Annotated in this window: 28 protein-coding genes; 18 read left to right on the top strand and 10 right to left on the bottom strand. The window is 65.3% G+C overall.

Annotated features, from left to right (window positions below):
• Positions 1–29: 29 nt before the first annotated feature.
• From phnD to rimO, 3 genes are all read right to left on the bottom strand, one after another.
• Positions 30–1,076: a phosphate/phosphite/phosphonate ABC transporter substrate-binding protein gene (phnD, locus tag B0E46_RS09445; protein WP_254425108.1), complete on the bottom strand. Its 1,047-nt coding sequence runs from the start codon at positions 1,074–1,076 to the stop codon at positions 30–32.
• Between the two features lie 77 nt (positions 1,077–1,153).
• On the bottom strand, positions 1,154–1,966 hold the full coding sequence (locus B0E46_RS09440) for a DUF3025 domain-containing protein (protein ID WP_077555550.1): 813 nt from the start codon (positions 1,964–1,966) through the stop codon (positions 1,154–1,156).
• A 9-nt stretch (positions 1,967–1,975) separates the two neighbouring features.
• Positions 1,976–3,313, bottom strand: a complete 1,338-nt coding sequence (rimO, locus tag B0E46_RS09435) for a 30S ribosomal protein S12 methylthiotransferase RimO (RefSeq protein WP_077555549.1) — start codon at positions 3,311–3,313, stop codon at positions 1,976–1,978.
• Positions 3,314–3,420: 107 nt separating this feature from the next.
• Between rimO and B0E46_RS09430 the strand changes: the two genes are divergently transcribed.
• From B0E46_RS09430 to pcp, 8 genes are read left to right on the top strand one after another with little or no spacing between them, the layout of a single operon-like run.
• Positions 3,421–4,089 (top strand): dienelactone hydrolase family protein, encoded by a 669-nt coding sequence (locus tag B0E46_RS09430; protein WP_077555548.1) that lies wholly within the window; start codon positions 3,421–3,423, stop codon positions 4,087–4,089.
• Positions 4,086–4,511 carry an HIT family protein gene (locus B0E46_RS09425; RefSeq protein WP_077555547.1) on the top strand — a complete coding sequence of 142 codons (426 nt, stop codon included), beginning with the start codon at positions 4,086–4,088 and terminating at the stop codon, positions 4,509–4,511. The genes B0E46_RS09430 and B0E46_RS09425 overlap by 4 nt, the downstream gene beginning before the upstream one ends.
• A gap of 7 nt (positions 4,512–4,518) precedes the next feature.
• Positions 4,519–5,214: a 5-oxoprolinase subunit PxpB gene (gene pxpB / locus B0E46_RS09420; RefSeq protein WP_168171177.1), complete on the top strand. Its 696-nt coding sequence runs from the start codon at positions 4,519–4,521 to the stop codon at positions 5,212–5,214.
• Positions 5,211–6,194 (top strand): biotin-dependent carboxyltransferase family protein, encoded by a 984-nt coding sequence (locus tag B0E46_RS09415; protein WP_077555545.1) that lies wholly within the window; start codon positions 5,211–5,213, stop codon positions 6,192–6,194. Before pxpB ends, B0E46_RS09415 begins: the two co-directional genes overlap by 4 nt.
• Positions 6,191–6,973, top strand: a complete 783-nt coding sequence (locus B0E46_RS09410) for a 5-oxoprolinase subunit PxpA (protein ID WP_254425107.1) — start codon at positions 6,191–6,193, stop codon at positions 6,971–6,973. The genes B0E46_RS09415 and B0E46_RS09410 overlap by 4 nt, the downstream gene beginning before the upstream one ends.
• A 31-nt stretch (positions 6,974–7,004) precedes the next feature.
• On the top strand, positions 7,005–7,700 hold the full coding sequence (locus B0E46_RS09405; protein ID WP_077555543.1) for a DUF969 domain-containing protein: 696 nt from the start codon (positions 7,005–7,007) through the stop codon (positions 7,698–7,700).
• A 2-nt stretch (positions 7,701–7,702) separates the two neighbouring features.
• Positions 7,703–8,671, top strand: coding sequence for a DUF979 family protein (locus B0E46_RS09400; RefSeq protein WP_077555542.1), 969 nt, complete (start codon positions 7,703–7,705; stop codon positions 8,669–8,671).
• A gap of 16 nt (positions 8,672–8,687) precedes the next feature.
• Entirely contained in the window at positions 8,688–9,341 is a 654-nt protein-coding gene (gene pcp / locus B0E46_RS09395; RefSeq protein ID WP_077555541.1) for a pyroglutamyl-peptidase I, read from the top strand.
• 101 nt (positions 9,342–9,442) lie between these two features.
• Here the strand turns inward: pcp and B0E46_RS09390 are convergent, their stop codons facing one another.
• The 4 genes from B0E46_RS09390 to apbC all read right to left on the bottom strand — a co-directional run bounded on the left by B0E46_RS09390 (position 9,443) and on the right by apbC (position 12,314).
• On the bottom strand, positions 9,443–9,919 hold the full coding sequence (locus tag B0E46_RS09390; protein WP_077555540.1) for a hypothetical protein: 477 nt from the start codon (positions 9,917–9,919) through the stop codon (positions 9,443–9,445).
• Positions 9,920–10,016: 97 nt separating this feature from the next.
• Positions 10,017–10,583, bottom strand: a complete 567-nt coding sequence (gene dcd / locus B0E46_RS09385; RefSeq protein ID WP_077555539.1) for a dCTP deaminase — start codon at positions 10,581–10,583, stop codon at positions 10,017–10,019.
• A gap of 94 nt (positions 10,584–10,677) precedes the next feature.
• Complete coding sequence (locus tag B0E46_RS09380) at positions 10,678–11,223, bottom strand: NADPH-dependent FMN reductase (RefSeq protein ID WP_077555538.1); 546 nt, start codon at positions 11,221–11,223, stop codon at positions 10,678–10,680.
• Positions 11,220–12,314, bottom strand: a complete 1,095-nt coding sequence (gene apbC / locus B0E46_RS09375; protein WP_077555537.1) for an iron-sulfur cluster carrier protein ApbC — start codon at positions 12,312–12,314, stop codon at positions 11,220–11,222. The genes B0E46_RS09380 and apbC overlap by 4 nt, the downstream gene beginning before the upstream one ends.
• Before the next feature lie 161 nt (positions 12,315–12,475).
• Between apbC and B0E46_RS09370 the strand changes: the two genes are divergently transcribed.
• From B0E46_RS09370 to nth, 5 genes are all read left to right on the top strand, one after another.
• A complete protein-coding gene (locus tag B0E46_RS09370; protein WP_077555536.1) occupies positions 12,476–12,940 on the top strand; it encodes a DUF2147 domain-containing protein in 465 nt (154 codons plus the stop codon).
• 137 nt (positions 12,941–13,077) lie between these two features.
• Positions 13,078–15,183 (top strand): methionine--tRNA ligase, encoded by a 2,106-nt coding sequence (gene metG, locus B0E46_RS09365; protein ID WP_077555535.1) that lies wholly within the window; start codon positions 13,078–13,080, stop codon positions 15,181–15,183.
• 14 nt (positions 15,184–15,197) lie between these two features.
• Complete coding sequence (locus B0E46_RS09360) at positions 15,198–15,653, top strand: DUF2007 domain-containing protein (protein ID WP_077555534.1); 456 nt, start codon at positions 15,198–15,200, stop codon at positions 15,651–15,653.
• On the top strand, positions 15,646–16,263 hold the full coding sequence (locus B0E46_RS09355; protein ID WP_077555533.1) for an RnfABCDGE type electron transport complex subunit B: 618 nt from the start codon (positions 15,646–15,648) through the stop codon (positions 16,261–16,263). The genes B0E46_RS09360 and B0E46_RS09355 overlap by 8 nt, the downstream gene beginning before the upstream one ends.
• On the top strand, positions 16,260–16,898 hold the full coding sequence (gene nth, locus B0E46_RS09350) for an endonuclease III (protein ID WP_077555532.1): 639 nt from the start codon (positions 16,260–16,262) through the stop codon (positions 16,896–16,898). Before B0E46_RS09355 ends, nth begins: the two co-directional genes overlap by 4 nt.
• Before the next feature lie 4 nt (positions 16,899–16,902).
• On the opposite strand, the gene B0E46_RS09345 is transcribed toward nth, so the two are convergent.
• On the bottom strand, positions 16,903–17,511 hold the full coding sequence (locus B0E46_RS09345; RefSeq protein ID WP_077555531.1) for a class I SAM-dependent methyltransferase: 609 nt from the start codon (positions 17,509–17,511) through the stop codon (positions 16,903–16,905).
• A gap of 267 nt (positions 17,512–17,778) precedes the next feature.
• On the opposite strand from B0E46_RS09345, the gene B0E46_RS09340 reads away from it, so the two are divergent.
• The 3 genes from B0E46_RS09340 to B0E46_RS09330 are packed head-to-tail and all read left to right on the top strand — an operon-like array spanning position 17,779 to position 22,150.
• Positions 17,779–19,281 (top strand): DUF1800 domain-containing protein, encoded by a 1,503-nt coding sequence (locus tag B0E46_RS09340; RefSeq protein WP_254425106.1) that lies wholly within the window; start codon positions 17,779–17,781, stop codon positions 19,279–19,281.
• 51 nt (positions 19,282–19,332) lie between these two features.
• Positions 19,333–20,535, top strand: coding sequence for a DUF1501 domain-containing protein (locus B0E46_RS09335; protein WP_077555529.1), 1,203 nt, complete (start codon positions 19,333–19,335; stop codon positions 20,533–20,535).
• A gap of 58 nt (positions 20,536–20,593) precedes the next feature.
• Positions 20,594–22,150, top strand: a complete 1,557-nt coding sequence (locus B0E46_RS09330) for a DUF1800 domain-containing protein (RefSeq protein ID WP_077555528.1) — start codon at positions 20,594–20,596, stop codon at positions 22,148–22,150.
• Between the two features lie 20 nt (positions 22,151–22,170).
• On the opposite strand, the gene B0E46_RS09325 is transcribed toward B0E46_RS09330, so the two are convergent.
• Positions 22,171–23,073: a sensor domain-containing protein gene (locus B0E46_RS09325; protein ID WP_077555527.1), complete on the bottom strand. Its 903-nt coding sequence runs from the start codon at positions 23,071–23,073 to the stop codon at positions 22,171–22,173.
• Complete coding sequence (locus B0E46_RS09320) at positions 23,073–23,435, bottom strand: PadR family transcriptional regulator (protein WP_077555526.1); 363 nt, start codon at positions 23,433–23,435, stop codon at positions 23,073–23,075. The genes B0E46_RS09325 and B0E46_RS09320 overlap by 1 nt, the downstream gene beginning before the upstream one ends.
• A gap of 150 nt (positions 23,436–23,585) precedes the next feature.
• On the opposite strand from B0E46_RS09320, the gene B0E46_RS09315 reads away from it, so the two are divergent.
• On the top strand, positions 23,586–24,545 hold the full coding sequence (locus B0E46_RS09315) for a peptidylprolyl isomerase (protein ID WP_077555525.1): 960 nt from the start codon (positions 23,586–23,588) through the stop codon (positions 24,543–24,545).
• Between the two features lie 142 nt (positions 24,546–24,687).
• Positions 24,688–25,215 carry a phospholipid methyltransferase gene (locus B0E46_RS09310; RefSeq protein WP_254425105.1) on the top strand — a complete coding sequence of 176 codons (528 nt, stop codon included), beginning with the start codon at positions 24,688–24,690 and terminating at the stop codon, positions 25,213–25,215.
• The last annotated feature ends 86 nt before the right edge of the window (positions 25,216–25,301 follow it).

Here is a 25,301-nt window from a genome sequence, read left to right as displayed (position 1 = left end):
CCCTCAAAGGGCTCCGTTTTCGCCCACGCTCAATGCCCCTGCAGCGCCTGCGTATCCCGCTGGTAGCGCTGCTCGATCTGTACCAGCCGGGCCTGGCGCGCCTGCGGGCTCACCCACTGGCCATGCTCGGCCTCCTGCCGCAGCAAGGCGTACTGCATGTCCACGAACGGTTGCAGTACATGATTGTTCTGCGCGACAAAGCCGCCCAGGTCGGGAATACGCGAGAGCTGGGCACGTTCGCGCGCGCCAGCTTCGCCCGCGCCCTTGCCGTAGGCGAGGATGAACGCCGTCAATTGCCGGCGCCATGCCGCTGCCAACCCTTCGCGTACGACCAGGACGCCTGATGGGATCAACGGCGAGCGCCAGATCACCCTGAGCTGGGCGGCCTCGCCCGGGAAGTTGCGGTGGAACAGGTCCATGTCGGGATTGTTGCTGCTGGCTACATCGGCCTCGCGATTGACCACGGCCAGCAGATTGCTCTGATGGTCGCCGACCTGCACGTTGGCAAAAAAAGTGTCGGAATTGAGCCCATGCGGCGCGAATACGTCGGCCTCCGGCGCGGTATAACCCGTCACCGAAAGCTGTTCGCTGCGGGCGTAGCGCCAGCGACCGGGGCTGGCCAGCAATTCGGCGACACTGTGGATCGGACTGTCGTCGCGTACCACCAGCATGGCGACATTGCCCGTCGCGCCGTCACTGCGCAAGAACTGGGCGAACACCTGCATGTGCTGGTGGGTGACCGCCTCCACGGCAAGCTTGCCGGACAGGAAGGCGATATCCACCCGCTGTGCGCCGATCGCGTTGGAAAGGCTGGCATAGCTGCTTACCGACACCGTGGTTACCGGATGACCCAGCCGCTTGCGCAGATCGTCCAGCAGCGGCCGCCATTGCTCCAGCGATTCGGCGGCACTGCCGATCGGCAGGATGCCGAAACGGATCGGTGCAGCCTGACTGGCAAGCTGCCCCGGAACCTGTGCACTCGCACCGAATAGCAGCGGGCCGAGGCAGAACCCGACCGAGGCGATGCACGCCAGGTAGCGACGGGCGCACAACCGGTGCAGCCAAGACGCGTTCACTGCCATGGATCCCCCGACCGGCCCGCCATGCCTTTATATAGTCGGGTTCATCCACCGGGGCAAGGCTGATCGACGGATCACGGTTGCGCATGCGCCGGCGGGTACTCGCGTCCGGCACGTCGCGGCTGGTAGCAGACAGTGGTGAGATGAAACGCCTCGTCGGCATTGTCGGCATGCCAGCCCGGCAGCCCCGACAACGGCAGCGGGCGCAACTCCAACGGGTCGCACAGCAGCTTGCCTGCCGCAACGGCCGCAGCGCATTCGGCGCAGGCATCCCCGGCATCGACGTCACGCGACGATTGAAAAACCAGCGCCTTGCCGACCAGCAGCTTGTCCGGGCTCAAGCCGTGTTCCAGCACTGCATGGCCAAACAGTTCCAGCTGGATCGCACCGTCCAGCCACGCCTGCCGCCGTCGCCAGAACAGGCCGTGCCAGTCGTGCGCATCCCACAGCGCCAGCAGCGCCGGATCGCGCAGCACGACGATCACGCCGGCCTCGTCGAAATGGGTCATCGCGTATTGCGGACGTGAACGGTGCTTCGGGCCCATCCGGGCGATCTCGGCCACCTGGCGCTGGTTCAACGCCTGCTTGATCGCCGGGTAGCGCAGCCATACCAGCGCATTGAGCAGGTCATGCCAGTTGCCGATTCGGGTGGCGATCTGTCCACGCTCGGCGATGCGCTGCTCGTAGTGCAGGCCATCGGCGAGCAGCTCATGGTCCTGCGCCACGAAGCGGGTCCGCGCATGCGCCGGCCACAAGGCATTGAGTACATCGAGCGTGGGCCATTGCGACCCCGCAAGCAGGTCGGCGTACTCGCGCCACGCCAGCAGCGGCATGCGGCCGAACACCTGCGGATCGACCGTGCCGCGTGCCGGCGCGACATAGCGCATGACGCCGGCTTACATCAGCTTGAGTTTGGGATGGGCCAGCCGCGCATGCAGGTCATGCTCGCTGGCGCCCTCGACCAGCACGTCGACGAACTGGCCCGGCTTCAGCGCCTGGCCGTCGGCGATCAGCACGGTGCCGTCGATCTCCGGCGCATCCGCCGCCGAACGCGCCACCGCACCACCTGCACCAGCCTCGTCGACCAGCACGGTGATGATGCGACCAATCTTGCGCTGCAGTTTCGCCGCGGAGATTTCCGCCTGCACAGCCATGAACTGTTCGAGGCGGTCTTCCTTCAATTCCTCGGAGACCGGATCCGGCAACTCGTTCGCCTTGGCGCCGTCCACCGGCGAATAGGCAAACGCACCGACGCGATCGAGCTCGGCCTCGCGCAGGAAGTCGAGCAACTCCTCGAACTCGGCATCGGTCTCGCCGGGGAAACCGACGATGAAGGTGCTGCGGATGGTCAGGTCAGGCACGAGCTTGCGCCAGTTCTGGATGCGATCCAGCGTCCTGTCGATATTGCCCGGGCGCTTCATCAACTTGAGGATGCGCGGACTGGCATGCTGGAACGGGATGTCGAGGTACGGCAACAGCTTGCCGGCGGCCATCAGCGGCATCACCTCGTCCACGTGCGGGTACGGGTAGACATAGTGCAGACGTGACCACACACCCAGCTCGGACAGGCCATCGCACAGCTCGGTCATGCGCGTGCGGTAGGTCTTGTCGCGCCACTGGCGTTCGGCGTACTTCAGATCCACGCCGTAGGCGCTGGTGTCCTGCGAGATCACCAGCAGCTCCTTGACGCCGCCCTTGACCAGCCGCTCGGCCTCCAGCAACACCTCGTCGACCGGGCGCGAGACCAGGTTGCCGCGCATCGACGGGATGATGCAGAAGCTGCAGCGGTGGTTGCAGCCTTCGGAAATCTTCAGGTAGGCGTAATGCTTCGGCGTCAGCTTGACACCCGTGTCCGGCACGATGTCGATGAACTTGTTGCGCTTCGGCGGGAGTGCCGTGTGCACCGCTGTCATCACACTGGCGTAATCCTGCGGGCCGCTGATCGACAGCACCTCCGGGTACGCCTCGCGGATCAACGCCTCGCGCTTGCCGAGGCAGCCGGTGACGATCACCTTGCCGTTCTCGTGCAGGGCGGTGCCGATCGAATCGAGCGACTCCTGCACCGCCGCGTCGATGAAGCCGCAGGTGTTCACCACCACCGCATCGGCTTCGCCGTAGCTGGGCACGATCTGGTAGCCCTCGACCTTCAGCTGGGTGAGGATGCGCTCGGAATCGACCAGCGCCTTGGGGCAGCCGAGGCTGACGAAACCGATCTTGTGTGCGGCCTGGGACATCAGCGTGGTTACCGTCTTGCGTGCGGGAAAACAGGCGATTATACGCGAGCACGCGGGCGATGCCGTGGCGGCTAAGATCACGGCTTCGAAACCACGAGCATCCCGCCATGGGCCAGCAGATCAACCTACCCACCACGCGCACCCAGTGCATCGGCGCCTATCTGGCCCAACCGCAGGGCAAGCCGAAGGGCGGCATCGTGGTGATCCAGGAGATCTTCGGCGTCAACGCGCACATGCGCAGCGTGGTCGATCGCTTCGCCGAGCACGGCTACACCGCCATCGCGCCGGCATTCTTCGACCACCTGGAAACCGGCGTGGAGCTTGGTTACGACGAGGCCGGCTATGCGAAAGGCAGGCAACTGATCACCGAACTGGGGCTGGAACGCGCCGTGGAGGATGTCGCCAGCGCGGCCGAGGCGATCGCGGCGGCGGGCAAGATCGGCACCGTTGGCTATTGCTGGGGCGGCACGGTGGCGCTGCTGGCTGCATTGCGGCTGGGCCTGCCCTCGGTGAGCTACTACGGTGCCCGCAACCTGCCGTTCCTGAACGAGACACCGAGGGCGCCAGTGATGTTCCACTTTGGCGAGAAGGACCAGCACATCACGCCGGAGATGGTGGCCAAGCATCGCGAGGCGCTGCCGCAGATGGAGACTTTCACGTATCCGGCCGATCACGGCTTCAATCGCGATGTCGGTGCCAGCTACGACGAGGCCAGCGCGAGACTTGCGCTGCAGCGCACGTTGGCATTTTTCGACCAGCATCTGGCTGGCGCATGAGCCGTCCCAGCTTCATCCTCGACCCCCGGTTGGACGGTGACACGCGGCTGATCACCTCGCTCGCCCTGTGCGATGTGCGACTGATGAACGACGCACGTTACGCCTGGCTGGTGTTGGTGCCGCGCCGCGCCGGACGGGTGGAGATCACCGATCTGTCCGCCGACGAACAGGCCCTGCTATGGCAGGAAGTGAATCGCGCAACGGCAGCCCTGCGTGCGGTCGCGCCCTGCGACAAACTCAACCTCGGCGCACTCGGCAATATCGTGCGCCAGCTGCATGTCCATGTAGTCGCGCGCTGCGAGGGCGACGCCGCGTGGCCGGGACCGGTATGGGGGCATGGCGGTGCTCAGCCGTATGCCGCAGCTGTCCTGACCGCACGGCTGGATGCGCTGCGCGAAGCGCTCGCCAAAGCCGCCGGGTAACGCTGTGATGCCGGCCATCCAGTTCGAGGCGCTGGCCGAGGATGCGCTGCTGCTGCGTTTTGGCGAGCGCATCGACATCGAACTCAATGCGCGAGTCCAGGCCGCGACGGCCTGTCTGCGCCAGCGCCTCCCACAAGTGGGATGCATACCCGCGTATGCCAGCGTGCTGCTGCGCTTCAACCTGCGGCACTGGCCCGGCGCCGACCCGCATCAACAAGTGCAGGCTGCCGCCAGCGCAGCGCTGAATGAAGCCGCTGCAACGACTGCCACAGCCCGAGAGCTGGTGATCCCGGTTTGCTACGGCGGCGAGTACGGGCCGGATCTGGCCGAGGTCGCCGCACTTTGCCGGCTCGATGCGGACAGCGTGATCGCCCGTCACACGGCCGCCGACTATCGGGTGGCGATGCTCGGCTTCGCCCCTGGATTTCCTTACCTGCTCGGGCTGGATCCACAGCTGGCCGTACCGCGCCGCACCGATCCGCGCCAACGCGTGCCGGCCGGCAGCGTGGCGATCGGCGGCAGCCAGACCGGCATCTATCCGGAGGCGCTGCCGGGCGGCTGGCAACTGATCGGACGCACGCCGTTGCGCCTGTTCGACATCGCGGCGAACAGGCCATCGCGGTTCATACCCGGCGATCGCGTGCGTTTCCAGGCGATCGACCAAGACCAGTTCCGCAAGCTGGCAGCGACCCATCCGGCATGAACGTCACCGTCATCAAGCCAGGCCTGCTCAGCAGCCTGCAGGACGCCGGACGGCCTGGCCATGCCGCGCTCGGCGTGGGCCGTGCCGGCGCGATGGATCCGCCCGCATGGCAACTGGCCAATGCGCTGGTCGGCAACACCCGCGGCGAGGCGGCGATCGAATGTACCCTGATCGGTCCCAGCCTGCGCTTCGAACAGGCTGCGATGATCGCGCTGACCGGCGCGACGATCACCGCGCGCGTCGGCGAACATGACGTGCCGATGTGGACCACCTGCCATCTGCCTGCAGGCAGCGTGCTGCACCTCGGCGGCATGGCCAGCGGCTGTCGCAGCTATCTCGCCGTACGCGGCGGCTTCGACGTACCTCCCCTGCTTGGCAGCCGCAGCAGTGACTTGCATGCACAAATCGGCTACGCGCACGGACGACCGTTGCGCGCCGGCGATCTGTTGCCGGTTGGCGCCGCCCCCGCGTTGCCCAGCTCGCTCGCTGGCGACGAGGTACGGCTGCTGGGCTGGAGCCTCGATCCGCAACCCTGGTTCGACTTCGCACAGCGTCCGCTGGCGCTGCTGCGTGGCAGCCACTGGCCGCAGCTGGATGCAGCATCGCAGCAGCTGTTGCTTGGCGGGAAATTTTACCTGAGCAAGGACAGCAACCGCACCGCCAGCCGCCTGGACGGCCATACGCTGCAATTGCGTGCACCACTGGAGCTGATTTCCGAAGCAGCCCTGCCCGGCACCGTGCAATTGCCACCGTCCGGCCAGCCGATCGCCCTGCTGGCCGAAGCGCCGGTGACCGGCGGCTACCCGCGGATCGGCCAGGTCGCCATGGTGGACCTGCCGCGACTGGCGCAACGGCGCCCGGGCGATACCGTATGCTTCCACGAGACCACGCTGGACGAGGCGTTGACGCGGTTGGCCGCACATCGGCAGCGACTGGCACGCCTGCTCGGCACGATCGCACAACGACTGGAATGCACTTGAGCGAGTCAACCCGCATGAACCGCATCGACCTCAACGGTGACCTCGGCGAATCGTTTGGCGCCTGGCGCATGGGCGACGACGACGCGCTGCTGGCCCTGCTCAGTTCGGCCAATATCGCCTGCGGCTTTCATGCCGGCGATCCGGAGATCATGCGCCACACGGTGGCGCAGGCGGTGGCGCACGGTGTGGCGATCGGTGCGCACGTCTCGCTGCCCGACCTGCAGGGTTTCGGCCGCCGCGAAATGAACGTCACGCCGGCCGAGGCGCATGCGTTGACGCTGTACCAGATCGGCGCCCTGCACGCGTTCACCCGCGCGGCCGGCACCCGGCTGACCCACGTCAAGCCGCATGGTGCGCTGTACAACATGGCGGCTCGCGACGCCGTGCTGGCCAATGCGATCGCCCGTGCCGTGCGCGACTTCGATCCGCAGTTGCGGCTGTTCGGACTGGCCGGCTCGGCCCTGGTCGAGGCCGGCAAGGTGCTTGGCCTAGCGGTGGCCGCCGAGGCCTTCGTCGACCGCCGCTATCGCGCCGACGGCTCGTTGCAGCCGCGCCGCGAAGCCGGTGCCGTGATCGAGGATATGGATCGGGCGCTGGCGCAGGCGCTCGGCATCGCCCGCGACGGCGTGGCGCACACGCTGGATGGCCAACGCGTGCCACTGCATGCCGACACGCTGTGCCTGCACGGCGATGGCGCGCATGCCGTGCAGTTGGCGCGCAAGCTGCGCAATGAACTTGAAGCGGCAGGCCTGCGCATTGCCGCGCCGGGAGCGGATTGATGCCCTCCTCGCACCACGACGGAGATCACTCATGAACTACTGGCCCCTGCTCGGCGTCGCGGTGATCGTGGTCGGCTTTCTGCTGCGCTTCAATCCGGTCCTGGTGGTGGTCACTGCAGCGATCAGCAGCGCGATGCTGGCCGGTTTCACGGTGCCGGCCCTGCTCGCCCTGCTTGGCAAGAGCTTCGTGTCCAGCCGCATGCTGCTGATCTTCGTGCTGACCCTGCCGGTGATCGGCCTGCTGGAACGTGCCGGATTGCGCGAGCATGCGCAACGCTGGATGAACCACCTGCACGGACTGACCCTGGCACGACTGCTGATCGGCTACCTGCTGCTGCGTCAGCTGCTGGCCATGCTTGGCCTCACCGGCGTGGCCGGCCCCGCGCAGACGGTGCGCCCGTTGCTCGCGCCGATGGGTGAGGCGGCGGCGGAAAAGATCCTCCCCACGCTGGACGATGCCGATCGCGACGAGCTGCGCGCGGTGGCCGCCGCCACCGACAACATGGGTCGCTTCTTCGGTGAGGACGTGTTTGTCGCCGTGGGCGGCGTGCTGTTGATTCAGGCCTTCTATGTACAGCACGGCATCGAGCTGACCCCGTTGTCGATCGCACTATGGGCATTACCCACGGCGATCGCAGCCTTCGTCATCCAGTCCGTGCGCATCTGGCTGTATCAGCGCCGTCTGCAGCGCCGTGCCGCCGACGCAAGCACCGAATCGGCAGGCTGAGCATGCTGCGCATCGAATACGCCTACTGGCTGATCGCCGCCTTTCTGCTCTACACCGGCCTGCGCAATCTGCGCGAACGGCACGGCTGGCACGCGGCATTCTGGCTGGTGCTGGGCGTACTGTTCGGCACTGGCGACTACGTGCTGGCGCAACAGGCCGCCGGCAACGCTTTGCCAGCGCAACTCGCTGGCGCCGGAGTGATCGTGCTCGCGTTGCTGGCGCCGCGTCTGCGCCGCCACGCGCACGTCGAAGGCAACAGCGCCGAGCAACGCCTGCAGTCGGCGATCCGGCTCGGTCACCGGTTGTTCGTGCCCGCCCTGCTGATTCCGCTGGTGACCCTGCTGGTGGCGTTGTTCGGTGCGCATCTGTTCATTGCAGGCCATGCGGTATTCGCCACAGCGCAGATGACCCTGACCGGGCTGGCGCTGGCCTGTCTGGTGGCGCTGTTCGCGGCAGCGCAGGTGGCGCATGCACCGATGCACGACGGCCTGGCCGAAGGTCGACGCCTGCTCGATGCGATCGGCTGGGCGACGCTGCTGCCGCTGCTGCTGGCAGCGCTGGGCGAGGTGTTCACGCAAAGCGGCGTGGGCGCGGCGATCACGGCGCTGGCCGGCACCTTCCTGCCGACCGGCAGCGCCTTCGCCTGCCTGCTCGCCTTCGCCCTCGGCATGGTGCTGTTCACCGTAATCATGGGCAACGCGTTCGCGGCGTTTCCGGTGATGATGGCCGGCATCGGCCTGCCGCTGCTGATCCATCGGCACGGCGCAAACCCGGCAATCCTCGGCTCGATGGGCATGCTGTGCGGCTACTGCGGCACCTTGCTGACGCCGATGGCAGCCGACTTCAACCTGGTGCCGGCGGCGCTGCTGGAATTGCGCAGCCCCTATGGAGTGATGCGCGCGCAGGCATGGAGCGCCTTGTGGATTCTTGCCACCACCTTCATGTTGATGTGGCTGCTGGTATTCCGTTGAATTCGATGAGGCCTGCATGAGTACCATCCCACGCATTCTGTTGACCGGCTTCGATCCGTTCGGCGGCGAAAGCATCAACCCGTCATGGGAGGCCGTGCGCGCACTGCACGGCAAGCGCATCGGCGGGCACCGGATTGTCGCGCTGCAGTTGCCGACGGAGTTTGCCGGTTCGCTGCGTAAGCTCAAGGCGGCGGTGCGCGAGCTGGCTCCAACGATCCTGCTTGGCGTCGGCCAAGCCGGTGGGCGGGCGCAGTTGTCGATCGAGCGGGTGGCGATCAACCTGCAGGATGCGCGCATTCCCGACAACGCCGGAGCGCAGCCGATCGACGAGCCCGTGATCGCCGGCGCACCCGCGGCGTACTTCAGCACGCTGCCGATCAAGGCGATGCTTGCGGCACTGCATGCGCAAGGACTGCCGGCCGAGATATCGAACAGCGCTGGCACCTATGTCTGCAACCACATCGCTTATGCCATGCTGCATCTGGCTGCCATGAAACGCAGTGTGCGCGCCGGCTTCATCCATATCCCGTATTTGCCGGCACAGGCGGCAGCACGGCGTGGCGCCGCCAGCATGGCGCTGGACGACGTGGTGCATGGCCTGGAGGTCGCGTTGCGAACGGCGGTCGCCACACCTGTCGATCGCAAGCTCGGTGGCGGCGCGCTCGACTGAATGCAGCGATACCGATAGCGTCGGTATTCGCCCCCACGAAAAAGCCCACGGATTGCTCCGCGGGCTTTCGATGGAAGTGCGTGAGGTAGGAGTAGCCGGGATCAGTACTGCTGACCGCCGGTATGATCCTGCGGCGGCGGGACCTCCACCGGGGCCCGATCATGGTGATCCTCAAGCTGGCGCGCCTTGGTGTCGATCGGGTTGATCTCCTTCAGCGTGCCCTTGTCGTCGTAATACACGCGAAACCCGTAATCCAGCCGAAGCCGTGCCATGTACTGCAAATGCTGTTTGCGGATCTTCGAGTCGTCGCTGTTCACCAGCAGCACCGTCCTCGGCAGCTTGCCCTGATCCTTCAAGTAAGCGAAATGGCTGCCGAGATCCGCCGACGACAGTACGGCGCCGTCTACCAGAAACTGACCTTCCTTGTACGCTTCAATGGTCGCGTCGAACTGCCCTTTCATGGAGCTAGTGGCAACGTCACCCTTGGTGCCGCCGAAATGGCAACCGGCAAGCAGCAGCGTGCTGCCCAGCATGATCGCGGCGGTGGCGCGCGTCAGCCATGTGGAAAAGCGGATCATGCAGGTCTCCTGGAGGTCGATCGGTTCAATCGGGTGAAGTGTAACGCCCGGCCGCGGCAATCGGAGCGTTGCCCGTGCCGGCCGTTCAGGCGATCGCTCAGGTACGCGGCAGGGTCACGCCCTGCTGACCCTGGTACTTGCCGCCGCGATCCTTGTAGCTGGTCTCGCATTCCTCGTCGGATTCGAGGAACAGCATCTGCGCCACGCCTTCGTTGGCATATATTTTTGCGGGCAGCGGCGTGGTGTTGGAGAACTCCAGCGTCACGTGGCCTTCCCACTCCGGCTCCAGCGGCGTCACGTTGACGATGATGCCGCAACGCGCGTAGGTGCTCTTGCCCAGGCAGATGGTCAGCACCTTGCGCGGGATGCGGAAGTACTCGACCGTGCGCGCCAGCGCGAACGAGTTCGGCGGGATGATGCAGACGTCCGCCTCGACGTCGACGAAGCTGGTCGGATCGAACGCTTTCGGATCGACGATGGTGGAGTTGATATTGGTGAAGATCTTGAATTCGCGCGCGCAACGCACGTCGTAGCCGTAGCTGGAGGTGCCATAGGAGACCAGCTTCTGGCCATCGCGCAGCTTGACCTGGCCAGGCTCGAACGGCTCGATCATGCCCTGGCTCTCGGCCATGCGGCGAATCCACTTGTCGGACTTGATGCTCACGCGGACTCCGGTCGGTAGCAGGATCGCCCGGCTGAGCCGGGCGCAAACGACAAAAATACATGGTCAGGCTGCCACCACGCCAGCCTGCAGGCTTTCACGCCACCGCCAGGGCTGCGGCAAGCACGTCCAGCGCCGCGCGCAACTCCATGCAGCGTTCGGTACTGGCCAACACCTGCGCGACGCTGCAGCCGGCCCCCGGCAAGGCCACCATGAACGGATGCGTGGTCAGCAATCGGGCAGCCATGGTGTGTAGGATCTCGCCCAGCGCATCCTGCGCATGATGCGAACCACGTGCCGCGGTATTCAGCAGCAGCACCGGCTTGCCCGGAAACTCCAGACTGCCCACCAGCCAGTCGAGCAGGTTCTTGAACGCGCCGGGCACGCCATGCGCATACTCGGGGCAGGCGATCAGCAAGGCATCCGCGCTTCTCACTGTCTCACGCAACGCAAGCACGGTAGCAGGCAAGGATGCGGCCTCGTCATCCGGATTGAACAGTGGTAGTGCGCCAAGGCCCGCATAGAGATCGAGTTCCAGCGTACCTGCTGCCAGCTGCTGTGCTGCCTGCAATGCGGCCGTGTTTGCCGAGACTCGGCGCAGGCTTCCGGACAGGCACAACACCCGCCGCCGCGCCAGCGTCATGCGGCAGGCGCGCCCTGTACCACGATCTTGCCCAGTCCCAGCGACTTGTTGCGTGGCTGGCGCGACAGGCGGCCTGCCGCATTGCGCGCAATCTCGCGGTAGCGGGCCGTCAGATCGGAATCCGGCATCGCCACCACGGTGGGCGTGCCGCCATCGGCCTGCTCGCGGATACGGATGTCCAGCGGCAACGAGCCCAGATACGGCACCCCGTATTGCGCCGACATCCGCTCGCCACCGCCCTCGCCGAAGATGTGCTCCTCGTGGCCGCAGTGGGAGCAGACATGCGTGGCCATGTTCTCCACCACGCCGAGCACCGGCACCTCGACCTTCTCGAACATCTTCAGCGCCTTGCGCGCATCCAGCAGGGCGATGTCCTGCGGCGTGGTGACGATCACCGCACCGGCCACCGGCACCTTCTGCGACAGCGTGAGCTGGATGTCGCCGGTACCCGGCGGCAGGTCGACGATCAGATAGTCCAACTGCTCCCAACGCGTGTCGGTGAGCAGCTGCATCATCGCCTGCGTCACCATCGGGCCGCGCCAGATCATCGGCGTGTCCGCTTCCACCAGAAAGCCGATCGACATCACCGGCATGCCATGCGCCTGCATCGGGATGATGCTCTTGCCGTCCGGCGATTCCGGCTTGCCATGCACACCCAGCATGGTCGGCTGGCTGGGGCCGTAGATGTCGGCATCCAGCACGCCGACCTTCGCGCCCTCGGCCTGCAGCGCCAGCGCCAGGTTCGCCGACACCGTGGACTTGCCCACGCCGCCCTTGCCGGATGCCACCACGATGATGTTCTTCACGTTCGGCAGCGGCCCCAGCGTGCCCTGCACCTTGTGCACGTGGACGCGGCTGGTGATCGAGACGGCCGCCGATTCGATCGCCGGGTCGCTCTCCAGGGCCTGTCGAACGCGCCCGGTCAGGCTGTCTATCGCACCCGCCGCCGGATAGCCAAGCTGCATGTCCACCGACACGCGCGTCCCGTCCACGCCGACCGCACGCAAGGACTCGACCAGTGGCGCGCCGGTATGGGTGTCGATCAGTTCGCCGAGGATGCGGCGGATCAGGGCTTCGCTCGCCTGTGTCATGGGAACTCGAATGATAGGGGGACTGCTTATTATGCCAGCCCACATCCCGGTGCCGCCTGAGCCAGATCAGCCAACCCGCACAGCGCATGGCGCAATGCAGCTTGACGCTCCGGACAGGCCCCGGCAGGCTCCGGCCATACGCTTTCGTACGGGAGGTCATCATGAAGCCACTGTTCCGACTCGCCATCGCCGCCAGCCTGCTGCTGGGCGCCAGCGCCGCCTTTGCCGCCAATGACACGCCAGTAGGCACGTGGAAACAGGTCGACGACGCGACCGGCAAGCCCACCTCGATCATCCAGATCACCGAAAACAACGGCAAACTGCAGGGCAAGGTGCTGCAGGTGATGAATGCGACACCGGAGGACATTGCCCGCGACGGCAATCCCCCGAAGTGCACGCAATGCAACGGTGCCAACAAGGATCAGCCGATCATCGGCATGACCATCATGTGGGGCGTGAGCAAGGACGACGACGTCTGGAACGGCGGCAAGATCCTCGACCCCAAGAACGGCAAGGTCTACAAGGTCAGGCTCACCTTGACCGATGGCGGGCAGAAACTCGACGTGCATGGCTATATCGGTTTTGCCCTGCTTGGCCGCAGCCAGGTATGGGAGCGGCAACAGTAACCGCCCCCGTGGCCTGACGTGGAAAAGCGCGCCGATGGCGCGCTTTTCATTTATGGCATGCCTCTGGCGATCCGCACCAGGCATGGATTTGGACGGCCATGCCATAATGCGCAGTCATCCCGGAGTACCTGTCTGCCATGAGTCGTCGCCTGCTCGTCACCCACGCCTTGCCCTATGCCAATGGCCCGCTGCATCTGGGCCACATGCTGGGTTACATCCAGACGGATATCTGGGTGCGCGCGCAGCGGATGATGGGCAACGAGGTGCATTTCGTTGCCGCCGACGATGCCCACGGCACGCCGATCATGCTGGCCGCGGAAAAGGCCGGCATGACGCCGGAAGATTTCATCGCGGGCATTCGTGCCGGCCATGAAGCCGACTTCGCGGATTTCCAGTTCAGCTTCGACCACTACCACACCACGCATTCGGACGAGAACCGCGAGCTGGCCTCGCTGATCTACACGCGCCTGCGCGACAACGGCTATATCGCCAAGCGCAGCATCCAGCAGCTGTTCGATCCGGAAAAGCAGATGTTCCTGCCGGATCGCTACATCAAGGGTGTATGCCCGAACTGCGGCACGCCGGACCAGTACGGCGACAACTGCGAGCACTGCGGCGCCACCTATGCGCCGACCGACCTGATCAACCCATACTCGGTGATGTCGGGCGCCACGCCGGTGCTGCGCGACTCGGAGCATTACTTCTTCGAACTGGGCAAGTTCGAGGGACTGCTGCGCGACTGGTTCGCCGGCAAGTTCACCGGCGGCAAGCCGGTGGCGAACAGCGGTGTCGCGGCGAAACTGCGGGAATGGCTGGACGGCGGCCTGAAGGATTGGGACATCTCGCGCGACGCGCCCTACTTCGGCTTCCCGATCCCCGATGCACCCGGCAAGTTCTTCTACGTGTGGCTGGATGCGCCGGTCGGCTATCTCGCCAGCTTCAAGGCACTGTGCGATCGGACCGGGCTGAAGTTCGACGACTTCCTCGGCCCTGACAGCACCGCCGAGATGCACCACTTCATCGGCAAGGACATCATCAACTTCCACGGCCTGTTCTGGCCGGCGATGCTGCACGGCGCGAACTTCCGCACGCCCACCGCGCTGCACGTCAACGGCTACCTCACGGTGAACGGCGCGAAGATGTCGAAGTCGCGCGGCACCTTCATCCAGGCGCGCACCTACCTGGATGCCGGCATCCATCCGGAATTCCTGCGCTACTACTTCGCCACCATGCTCAGCGATGCGCCGGTCGACGTCGATCTCGACCTCAAGGCGTTCGAGGAGCGTGTCAACTCGCACCTGGTCGGCAAGTGGGTGAACATCGCCAGCCGCACCGCCGGCTTCGTGCAGAAGTACTTCGACGGCCGGCTGGCTGCCCACTTCGACGCCGAGCAGGCCGCGCTGTGGCAGACCCTGCTGTCGCACTACGACGACATCGACAAGCTGTACGAAGACGGCGAGTTCGCCGAAATCACCCGCCGCTTCGTGCTGATGGCGGACCTGGTCAACGGCCACATCGCCGAGAAGGCACCGTGGGCGATGGCGAAGGACGAATCGCGTCGCGCCGAACTGCACCAGGTCTGTTCGTTTGCGCTGACCGCGTTCCGCCTGCTCGCCGGCCTGCTGAAGCCGATACTGCCGGCCACCGTGACGGCAGCCGAACAGTTCCTCGCCGCACCGATCGACAATTTCGAGAACGCACGCGCCGAACTGCATGGCCACACGATCAATGCCTTCGAACCGCTGCTCGGCCGTATCGACCCGAAACGCATCGAGGCGATGGTGGAGGCATCGAAGGAATCGCTGGGCGGCCCAGCCGAGCCCGCGACCGTAGCCGTGAAAAAACCGAAGGAAGCCAGCAAGCCCATGAGCGAGAACAGCACTGCCAGCCATGACACCGTAGCCGCGCCGGCCACCATCGGCATCGACGATTTCGCCAGACTCGACCTGCGCATCGGCAAGGTGCTCGCCTGCGAGTTCGTCGACGGTTCCGACAAGCTGCTGCGCTTCGAACTGGATGCCGGCCCGCTGGGCAAGCGGCAGATCTTCTCCGGCATCCGCGCCGCCTACGGCACGCCGGAAAAGCTGCTCGGCCGCAATGTGGTGTTCATCGCCAACCTCGCCCCGCGCAAGATGCGCTTCGGCCTGTCCGAGGGCATGATCCTGTCGGCCGGCGACGGCGGCAGCGACCTGTTCCTGCTCGATGCCGACCAGGGCGCGATGCCGGGTGCCACGGTCCGCTGACCGGGAGGTCGCGCATGCGGTGCGTCCACCGATCCTTCGACCACGCCGAGGCGGAGATCGTCGCCGGCTTGCTGCGTGAGGAAGGCTGCACCGCTTTCGTCTTCGAAGGCGGCCTGTCGCGTCTCAAGTGGCATCAGGTCATCGCGTTCGGTGGCGCGGTGATCATGGTTCCTGATGCGTGCATCGAGCAGGCGTGTGCCGTGCTCGCTCGCTGGCACCGTGGCGACTATCGCCTGGAAGACGACAATCAATGTCCGTGTTGTCACGGCAGCGATATCGAGGAGAACCCCAACTATCGCGGCTGGGCCTTTTTCTTCGGATGCTTCCTGGGTTTGCCGATTTGGCCCATGCACAAGTGGAGGGAGCGCTGCAGGTCGTGCGGCCACCGCTGGAAAGCAACCCCACCGGACACCTACGCCGAATTGATTGCGTCGGCAGCCGAAACCGGAACGCCTGCACGTAATGACTGAGTTCCAGGCCATCGTCGACCGCATCGACGCGATCCTGCCGCAGACGCAGTGCGAGCAATGCGGCTACCACGGCTGCCGGCCGTATGCGGAAGCGATCGCGCGTGGCGAGGCGCAGATCAACCAGTGTCCGCCCGGTGGCGTCGCCGGCATCGAAAAGCTGGCCGCATTGTTGCAACGACCACTGCTGCCGCTGAGCTCCGAACATGGCGTCGAAAAGCCACGCACGCTGGCGCGCATCATCGAGGCCGATTGCATCGGCTGCACCAAATGCATCCAGGCGTGCCCGGTCGACGCGATCGTCGGTGCGTCCAAGCTGATGCACACGGTGATCGCCGACGACTGCACCGGCTGTGAATTGTGCGTGCCGGCCTGCCCGGTCGACTGCATCGTGCTGCTGCCGATGCCAGTTGAGCAGATCGACATGGCACATGCCGATGCCGCGCGCGCGCATTTCCAGCGCCGCGAGGCAAGGCTGGAACGCCAACGGGCGCAACGCGAAGCCGAGCTGGCCGCACGCAAGGTGGCGGTGGACGCCACCACCAGCCCGGTCAATCCCGTGCTGGCGGCACTGGCCCGTGCCAAGGCAAAACAACAGGAGCCGAAGCCGTGAAGCGTGCCGACGTGATCGATATGTTCACGCGCCTGCGCGAACTCAACCCGCACCCGGCCACCGAGCTTGTCTACACCACGCCATTCGAACTACTCGTCGCGGTGGTGTTGTCGGCGCAAGCCACCGATGTCGGCGTGAACAAGGCGACCAGGAAACTTTATCCGGTGGCGAACACACCGCAAGCGATGCTCGATCTCGGCGAGGAAAATCTAAAGCGCTACATCAGCACGATCGGCCTGTTCAACGCGAAGGCGAAGAACGTGATCGCGCTGTGCCGGCTCCTGATCGAGCAGCATGACGGCGAGGTGCCAGCTAACCGCGAAGCGCTGGAAGCGTTGCCGGGCGTGGGTCGCAAGACGGCCAACGTGGTGCTCAACACGGCGTTCGGCGAACCGACCATCGCGGTGGACACGCACATCTTCCGCGTCGCCAACCGTACCGGCCTCGCGCCGGGCAAGGATGTGCGCGCGGTCGAGGACAAGCTGGAGAAGGTGATCCCCGCCGAGTTCAAGCAGGACGCCCATCACTGGCTGATCCTGCACGGACGCTACGTGTGCAAGGCGCGCAAGCCGGACTGCCCGCACTGCGCGATCCGCGACCTGTGCCGCTACAAGGACAAGACGCCCGCCGACTGAGCCCTCAGGCCGGCAGCTGCGCCCGCTCGAGTGCCGCGATGTGACGTTCCAGCCGCGGCCCCAGATAGCAGTGCGAACCGCATGGCAGCAGTCCAACCTCACCGAATTCGCGCAGGTACCAGGCCGGCGCGCGCGACACGAAACCGTGGTGGTCGCCGGCGACATCATCGCGACTGGTGAATACCTCCAGAAACGCCACGCCTTCGAGCATCTCGCCGATGCCCTGCAGGCCGGCGCGGATCTCGGCCGGCTTCAGGTAATGCATGACATCGGTGCACACGATCAGGTCGAAGCGGGTATCGAAGCGCAGCTGTTCCAGCTGGCCGAAGCGCGCCAGGCCGATATTGCGGCTGCGGCCATAGCGCGCCACCACGTATTCGCTGGCATCCAGTCCGCGATAGGCGATACCTGGTCGCAGCGCGCGCAGCGGCGCCCGCCAGGTGGCCTCGCCACAACCGACATCGAGCACGTTGCGGATCGGCCGACCCAGGTAGTACTCGGCCTGCGCCACCACCATCGCCACCTTGCGCTTCAGTTCGGTCGGCGAACCGACCGCGTGCCGGGGATCGCGGTACCACTTGTCGAAATAGTCGCGGTCGTAGGTCTTGGGCATGACAGGCTCCGGCGGGAGTCGCATGGTAACCGCGGCGGCACGCGATGGGCACTTCGGCTGAATCGCCCCGGAATATGCGCTATCCGTCACATGGCGACGGTCAGCCAAAGCACGGCCTTTGCGTTAACACTACGCAACACCCCCTCATCCGAGTACGGACGCATGCCTGCCACCGCCCCGCTACGCTGCCGTGTTTTGGTTCTCGGCTTGCTGCTGACACTGGCTCCCGCACTGGCTTGCGCCGGCAATGGGAGGCCACCGGACAGCATGCCAACCACGACAGTTACCGCGAAGGTGGATGGCTTGCGACTGGGCGACATCGCCTGGTTGCGCCGCGACGGTTTCGGCCTCGACAGCACCACGCTGGCGCGCTATCGCGAACTGGGCCGCACGCGCTTCCTGGACGAACAACTTGCCGGCGGTGACGACAGCCTGCCGCCACAGGTCGCTGCACAGATCCAGAACCTGGCCGTCATCAGCACGCCGCTGGGGCAGCAGCTTGCCGAGTACCAGGAGCGCGCGCAGCAGTTCAAGCAGATGTCGGACAGCCCGGCCAAGGAAGCCGCGAAGAAGGCATTCCAGCTGTACCGCCGCGACATCTACCAACAGGCCGCGCAGGCCGAGATGCTGCACGCGATCTATGGTGGCGACCAGTTGAAGGAACAATTGGTGTGGTTCTGGCTCAACCACTTCAGCGTGTATGCGGAGAAAGGACCGGTACGTCTGTTCACCGCCGACTACGAGGAGCACGTGATCCGCCCGCATGCGCTGGGCAAGTTCAAGGATCTTGTCATGGCCACGCTGCAGAGCCCCGCCATGCTGGTATTCCTCGACAATGCACACAACGTCAAGGACAAGACCAACGAGAACTACGCGCGCGAGCTGATGGAGCTGCACACGCTGGGCGTGAACTCCGGTTACAGCCAGCAGGACGTGCAGCAGCTGATGCGCATCCTCACCGGCGCCGGCCTGATGCCGGCGAAGCCGGCTGCACGCCGCAACCTGTTCGCCCGTGCACGCCCTGGCCTGGTGCGCGACGGCCTGTTCGTGTTCAACCCCAACCAGCACGATTTCGGCGACAAGAACTTCCTCGGCCAGACCATCCATGGCGGCGGCTACGGCGAGATCGCCCAGGCCGTGGATCTGATCGTGCGCCAGCCGGCGTGCGCGCACTTCATCTCGCAGCAGCTCGCCACCTACTTCATCGCCGACCAGCCACCGGCGTCGCTGGTCGATGCGATGGCGAGCACGTTCCAACGCACCGACGGCGACATCGCCGCGGTCGTGCGCACGATGCTGCTGTCGCCGGAAGCTGCTGCCCTCGACGGACACAAGTTCAAGGACCCGATGCGTTTCCTGGTTTCCGCGATGCGGCTGACCTATGACGGCCAGCCGATTCCGAACGCGATGCCGCTGGTGAACTGGCTGCGACAGATGGACGAGCCGCTCTACGGCCGCATCACGCCCGATGGCTGGCCGCTGGATTCGGCAAGCTGGACTGGCTCGGGCCAGATGAGCAAACGCTTCGACTTCGCCCGCGTGATCGGCAGCGGGCGCAACCGGCTGTTCGTGGACAACAGCGATCCTGCGCTGCCCGGCACGCCGGCGAATCCGCCACGGGATGCTCCCGCGTTGCGCGACTCGGCGCTGTATCGCGACGCGATCGCGCAAGGGCTGTCCACGGCCACTACCAACGCGCTTAGCCAGGCCAAGTCGCCGATGGAGTGGAACACGTTCCTGTTGTCGTCGCCCGATTTCAATTACCGCTGACGCGACCCCTGCCTGCATGGACGAACTTGCTGACCATCACCGAGGTGCTCCATGAACCGCCGCGAATTCCTGTTTGCCGCCGCCAGCGCCACTGCCGCGTTGCCGGCCCTGTCGTTCTCCGGAAAGCTTTTCGCCACGCCAACCAGCGCACCGCGCTTCCTGCTGGTATTCCTGCGCGGCGGCTACGACTGCAACAACCTGCTGGTGCCACACCACAGCGACTTCTATTACGAGTCGCGACCGACGCTGGCGATCGCCAGGCCCGATGCCGGCAATCCGAACAGCGCGATCGCACTGGACGCAAACTGGGGTCTCAACCCGGTGCTGCGCGATTCGATCTATCCGCTATGGCAGCGCAAGCAGATCGCGTTTGTGCCGTTCGCCGGCACCGATGATCTCTCGCGCAGCCATTTCGAGACGCAGGACAATATCGAATCCGGCGAACCGACCGCCCAGCGCGGCAACTTCCGCTCCGGCTTTCTCGCCCGCCTGTCCGGCACGCTGCCCGGCATTCCGCCGATCGCTTTCACCAACACGCTGCCGCTGAGTTTCCAGGGCGCCGCCCATGACATTCCCAACATCTCGCTCAAGGGCGACACCAAGCCGCACTTCGACGCGCGCCAGTCGGCGATCCTCACCCAGATGTACCAGGGCACGTCACTCGCCGCCGCCACCGCGGACGGTCTTGCGTTACCGAACACGGTCTCGCAGGATCTGCGCAACGAAATGGTGCAGGCCAGCCGCGGTGCACCCAGCGCGAAAGGCTTTGCTGCCGAAACGCAACGCATCGCCACGCTGATGCGCGACCGCTACCGACTCGGCTTCATCGATGTGGGCGGCTGGGATACCCACGTGAACCAGGGCAGCGTCACCGGCGGCCTCGCCAACAACCTGCGCAATCTCGGCGAAGGACTGAGTGCCTACGCCGACGCGCTGGGTAACGAATGGAACAACACCGTGGTGGTGGTGGTCTCCGAATTCGGCCGCACCTTCCGTGAGAACGGCGACAAGGGCACCGACCACGGCCATGGCACCGTGCACTGGGTGCTCGGCGGCAAAGTCAACGGTGGCCGCATCGCCGGCGAGCAGGTCGCCGTCAACCAGCAGAATCTGCTGCAGAACCGCGACTATCCCGTACTCAACAATTACCGCGACACCCTGGGTGGCCTGATGGGCCGCGTGTGGGGGTTGCGCGACAGCCAATTGCAGACGGTGTTCCCGCAAGCCAAACCCAGGGACCTGCAGCTGGTGTGAACAGCGTCATGCAGCAACGCTGCACGGATGGTGACCTGCCCCCGACGGAACCTCTCGCATGCACCCGCTATCTGTTGCCATCTCCCTCGTGACGACAGCACGTCGACCGCGCGTGGTTGCCGCGCTGTTCCTGCTACTGCCGCTGCTGGCCAGCGCACGCGGCACGGCCAGCCTGGGAAGCGACGATGTTGCGTGGCTGCGTCGTGATGGCTTTGGCCTGGACACCGCAGGTGTCAGCCTGTACCGCAACCTTGGCCGCGAGCATCTGCTGGATGCGCAACTCGCCGACCATGTAGATGGCCAACTTCCGCCTGCAATCGCCACGCTGATCGGAAGCTTCGAAGCCATCCGTACGCCGACCGCGCAACAGCTGGCCATGCTGCAAGCCGAACAACAGCGCATCAAGGCACTCCCCGATGGGCCGGACAAAGTCGCCGCCAACAAGGCCCTGCAGCAACAGGGCAACCAACGGGGACAACAGGCGCAGCAAGCCGAACTGCTGCAGGCGGTGTATGGCCCGAACCAGCTGAAAGAGCAGCTAGTGTGGTTCTGGCTGAATCATTTCAGCGTATACGCCTCGAAGGGGCGCATCCGCTGGGAACTGGCCGACTACGCGCAGAACACCATCCGTCCGCACGCCCTGGGCAAATTCAAGGACCTGCTGATGGCCACGCTGGAAAGCCCTGCGATGCTCGAGTTTCTCGACAACACGCAGAACGCGAAAGGCCACGTCAACGAAAACTACGCGCGCGAACTGATGGAGCTGCATACGCTGGGCGTGAACTCCGGTTATACCCAGCAGGACGTGCAGCAACTGGCGCTGGTCCTCACCGGCGCGGGCATCGCTCCGGTCGACGGCAAGCCGCAGCATTTCAATCCGAAGTTTGCGCCGCTGGTGGTGCGTAGCGGCCTGTTCGAGTTCAACCCGCAGCGGCACGATTTCAGCGACAAGACTTTCCTCGGCCACGCCATCCATGGCAGCGGCTTCGGCGAGGTAAACCAGGCGATCGACATCCTCGTGCATCAGCCGGCCTGCGCGCAGTTCATCTCGCAGCAGCTTGCCGAATATTTCGTCGCGGACCAGCCACCGAAGAAGCTGGTGGACAAGATGGCCCGCGCCTTCCAGCGCAGCGACGGCGATATCGCCAAGGTGATGCGCACGATGTTCGAATCGCGCGAACTGGTGGCCAACGCCGGCAGCAAATTCAATGACCCCGCCCAGTTCGTGGTGTCGTCGGTGCGCCTGGCCTACGACGGCAAGCCCCTGGCCAATGCCCTGCCACTGATCTACTGGCTGAATCAGCTGGATGAACCACTGTTCGGGCGCATCACTCCGGACGGCTGGCCGCTGGATGGCGCCAGCTGGTCCAGCTCCGGTCAGATGGAAAAGCGCTTCGACATCGCCAACGCGATCGGCACCGGCAACAACCAGCTGTTCACACCGGTCGGCAGCAGCGCGCGCGAAGCCGGATTTCCGATGCTGACCACGCGGCTGTACTACGACGCCATCGAGCCGCGACTTTCAGCAGCGACCCGCGCCGCGCTGGCCAAGGCCGACTCGCAGCGGGAGTGGAATACCTTCCTGCTGTCTTCGCCTGACCTCAACTATCGCTGACCTGCACGTCGCCGGCGCACTCAGTCCACCGAACTGGGCACCAGCAGGTGCTTGGCGATCTGGCCGTGCACGCGGCCGATGCCGCGCACCAGATGCAAGGTGGCGAACAGCAGCACGACGCCGACGAGACTCAGCGCGATGGTGCCAGCCCAACCCGGGCCGTAGTAGCTGAAGCCATCGACGTCCATGTTGACCACGTTGAAGCCAAAGGCCTTGACGAAGGGCGAACCGGCAAGGGCCAGCGACACGCTCAACAGCGTCACCGCGACCGTGAAGTAGATGATGCCCAGCGGCAGCATCAGCCACATGTAGACCAGCGTGGTCCAGGTGCGACCGTCGATGAGTATCGCTCCGATGCGTTTCAGCCAGGGCATGCCTTGCTGCGACGGATACGGAGGCCGGCGCGGCATGCGAACACCCAGCATGGTTTCCACGATGCGCCCTTCCAGCAGCGACAGGCCGCGCACGCTGCCAAGGAACAGCAGGAAGAACGGGATGCCGATGACCAGGAACGACAGGCCTGCCGACAGTGACAGGCCGGTCACCGCCCAGGTGAAATAGAAGATGCCCGTGACCAGCGCCAGCAACAGATAGAACAACGCGCCATAGGTATGCGGATCGGCGGCGACACCGAAGAACCGCCCCAGCACCGAGTGGTGCTGCTGCGGCGGCGGTGGACGGATCGCACGCTGGATCCGGATTTCCTGGTCGCGGTAGATGTCCGCCACCTCGTCCGGCGCGCCATAGCTGCCAACCACGTGCTCGAGCATGACTGCTTCGTCGCGGCCCGGCTGCTCGGCCAATTCGGCGCGCAGGTGTTCCTCGGCGTCGTACAGCGCGTCCTGGACCAGGGCGGGGTCGGCGCCACGCAAGGCGGCACGAAGCTGTTCCAGATATTCGTTGATGGTGCGTGGCGCGTTCATTACACCCCTCCTTGCAAGACGTTATCGACGGAATCGCGGGTGGCAGTCCACGCTGCAACCCACTCGCGCAATGCCTCGCGCCCCGGTTTGGTGATGCGGTAATAGCGACGCGGCGGTCCACTGACCGATGGCTCGACTTCGCTGGCCAGCAAGCCCGCCCCTTCCAGATTGCGCAACACGGGATACAGTGCGCTCTGCTTGCCGGCCAGCACGCCTTCGCCGACCTCCTCCAGCCGCTTGGCGATCTGGTAGCCGTACATCGGCTGGCGCGACTGGCCAAGCACCGCCAGCAGCACCAGCGACACGGTGCCGCTGGAGAGCTCCTTCTGGAACTTCTTCAATTGGCCGGCATGGTCTTCCATCCACTCACCCGCACTGCCGCTTAGACTTGAGTGAACCATAGTATTAAGTTGACACTAGCACATGGGCCTGAAGTCATGCCTGCGGCAACTTAGTCCGCTAAGCTCTGCTAAGTTGCCCTTCTGCCAATCAGCCACCTGAAGGGGAACCGCATGTCTCATCGCCGCCATCTCGTTGCAGCCGCCGTGCTGAGTACCAGTCTGCTTGCCCTGTCCGCGTTCGCTGAGCAGAGCAAGCCCACGCCGACGACACAGGAGCTGCTGGCCAAATCCGCCTCCACCGAATGGCGCCAGCCCGACCCGAACAATCTGTTGGTGATGCAACTGGCCACCGGCCGCGTGCTGATCGAACTGGCACCGGACTTCACCCCGTTGCATGCCGCGAACATCCGCACCCTGGTGCACCAGCATTATTTCGACGGGCTGGCGATCGTGCGGGTACAGGACAACTTCGTGACCCAATGGGACGACCCGGCCGGCGACGAGGGTGGTGACCCGAAGAAGGTGCGCTCGCTGGGAAACGCCAAGAATACGTTACCGCCGGAATTCACCCGCCCGATCGATCCGAAACTGGCGTGGACCGCGCTACCCGATGGCGATGTCTATGCGCCCCAGGTCGGCTTCTCCGAAGGTTTTCCGGTCGCACGTGACCCGGCCAGCGGACAGGAATGGCTGACCCACTGCTACGGCATGGTCGGCGTGGGCCGCGACAACGGCCCGGAGACCGGCAACGGCAGTGCGCTGTATGCGGTGATCGGCCAGGCGCCGCGCCGGCTGGACCGCAACCTGGCGGTGATCGGCCGCGTGCTGGAAGGCATGCCACTGCTGTCCGGTTTGCCCCGCGGCACCGGCCCGATGGGCTTTTATAGCCAGCCGGCCCAACGCAGCGTGATCCAGTCCGTGCGACTTGCCGCGGATCTGCCCGCTGCCCAGCGACCTGCGATCGAAGTGCTGCGCACCGACAGCAACACGTTCACGGCCTTGATCGAGGCAAAGCGCAATCGTCGCGATGCCTTCTATGCCGTCCCGGCTGGCAAGATCGACCTGTGCGGCATCGATGCGCCAGTACGCGAACCGACCCCGGCGTCCGCTGCAGCTCACCCGCCGCATTGATCCGATTCATGCGAACATCGTGTTCAGCCGTATCGGTTACCTTGCAGCAAGATTGAATCATGTCGGAAACCGCTACATGCCATTGAACGATACCGTCGCCTTCTTGCGCGCGTGGCTGCGAGCCCCGCGCCGGATTGGCGCCGTGACGCCATCCGGCGCGGCTCTTGCCCGCCTGATGACAGCCCACGTGAGCCAGCTCGATGGACCGGTCATCGAGCTTGGGCCCGGTACCGGAGCCTTGACCCGGGCACTGCTGGCGCACGGCGTGCCTCCGCATCGGCTCGCACTGATCGAAGCCGATCCGCACTTTGCCGACGCCCTGGCCCGACGCTATCCGAAAACGAAGATCCTGCGCATGGACGCCGCGCAGCTTGGGCACACCCAGCCGTTGTTCGGTGATGAGCGCGCCTGCGCCGTGGTCAGCGGCTTGCCGCTGCTGTCGATGCCGGCCGCGCAGGTGGCCGCCATCGTGCAGGGTGTGTTCGATCGCCAGCTGCGTGCCGACGGCATGTTCTACCAGTTCACCTACGGTCCGCGTTGTCCGCTCCCGGCAAGCCTGCTCAAGCGGCTGCATCTGCAGGCTCGGCGCGTCGGGGGCGTCATGCTCAACCTGCCGCCGGCCTCGGTCTACTGCATCAGCCGGCGCCCGGATATCCAGGTCGCCGCCTGAGACATCGTCCTGCCGGCTGCCGGCGGGCACGCCACGGCCATGCGCTCATGGTGCGCGCGGTGGTGGCGGTGGTGGCGGTGGTGGCG

This window comes from Rhodanobacter sp. B04, from assembly GCF_002001125.1.
Classification (GTDB): Bacteria; Pseudomonadota; Gammaproteobacteria; order Xanthomonadales; family Rhodanobacteraceae; genus Rhodanobacter.
The sequence above is the reverse complement of the archived record's forward strand: the minus strand, read 5'-3'. Positions and strand labels throughout refer to the sequence as shown.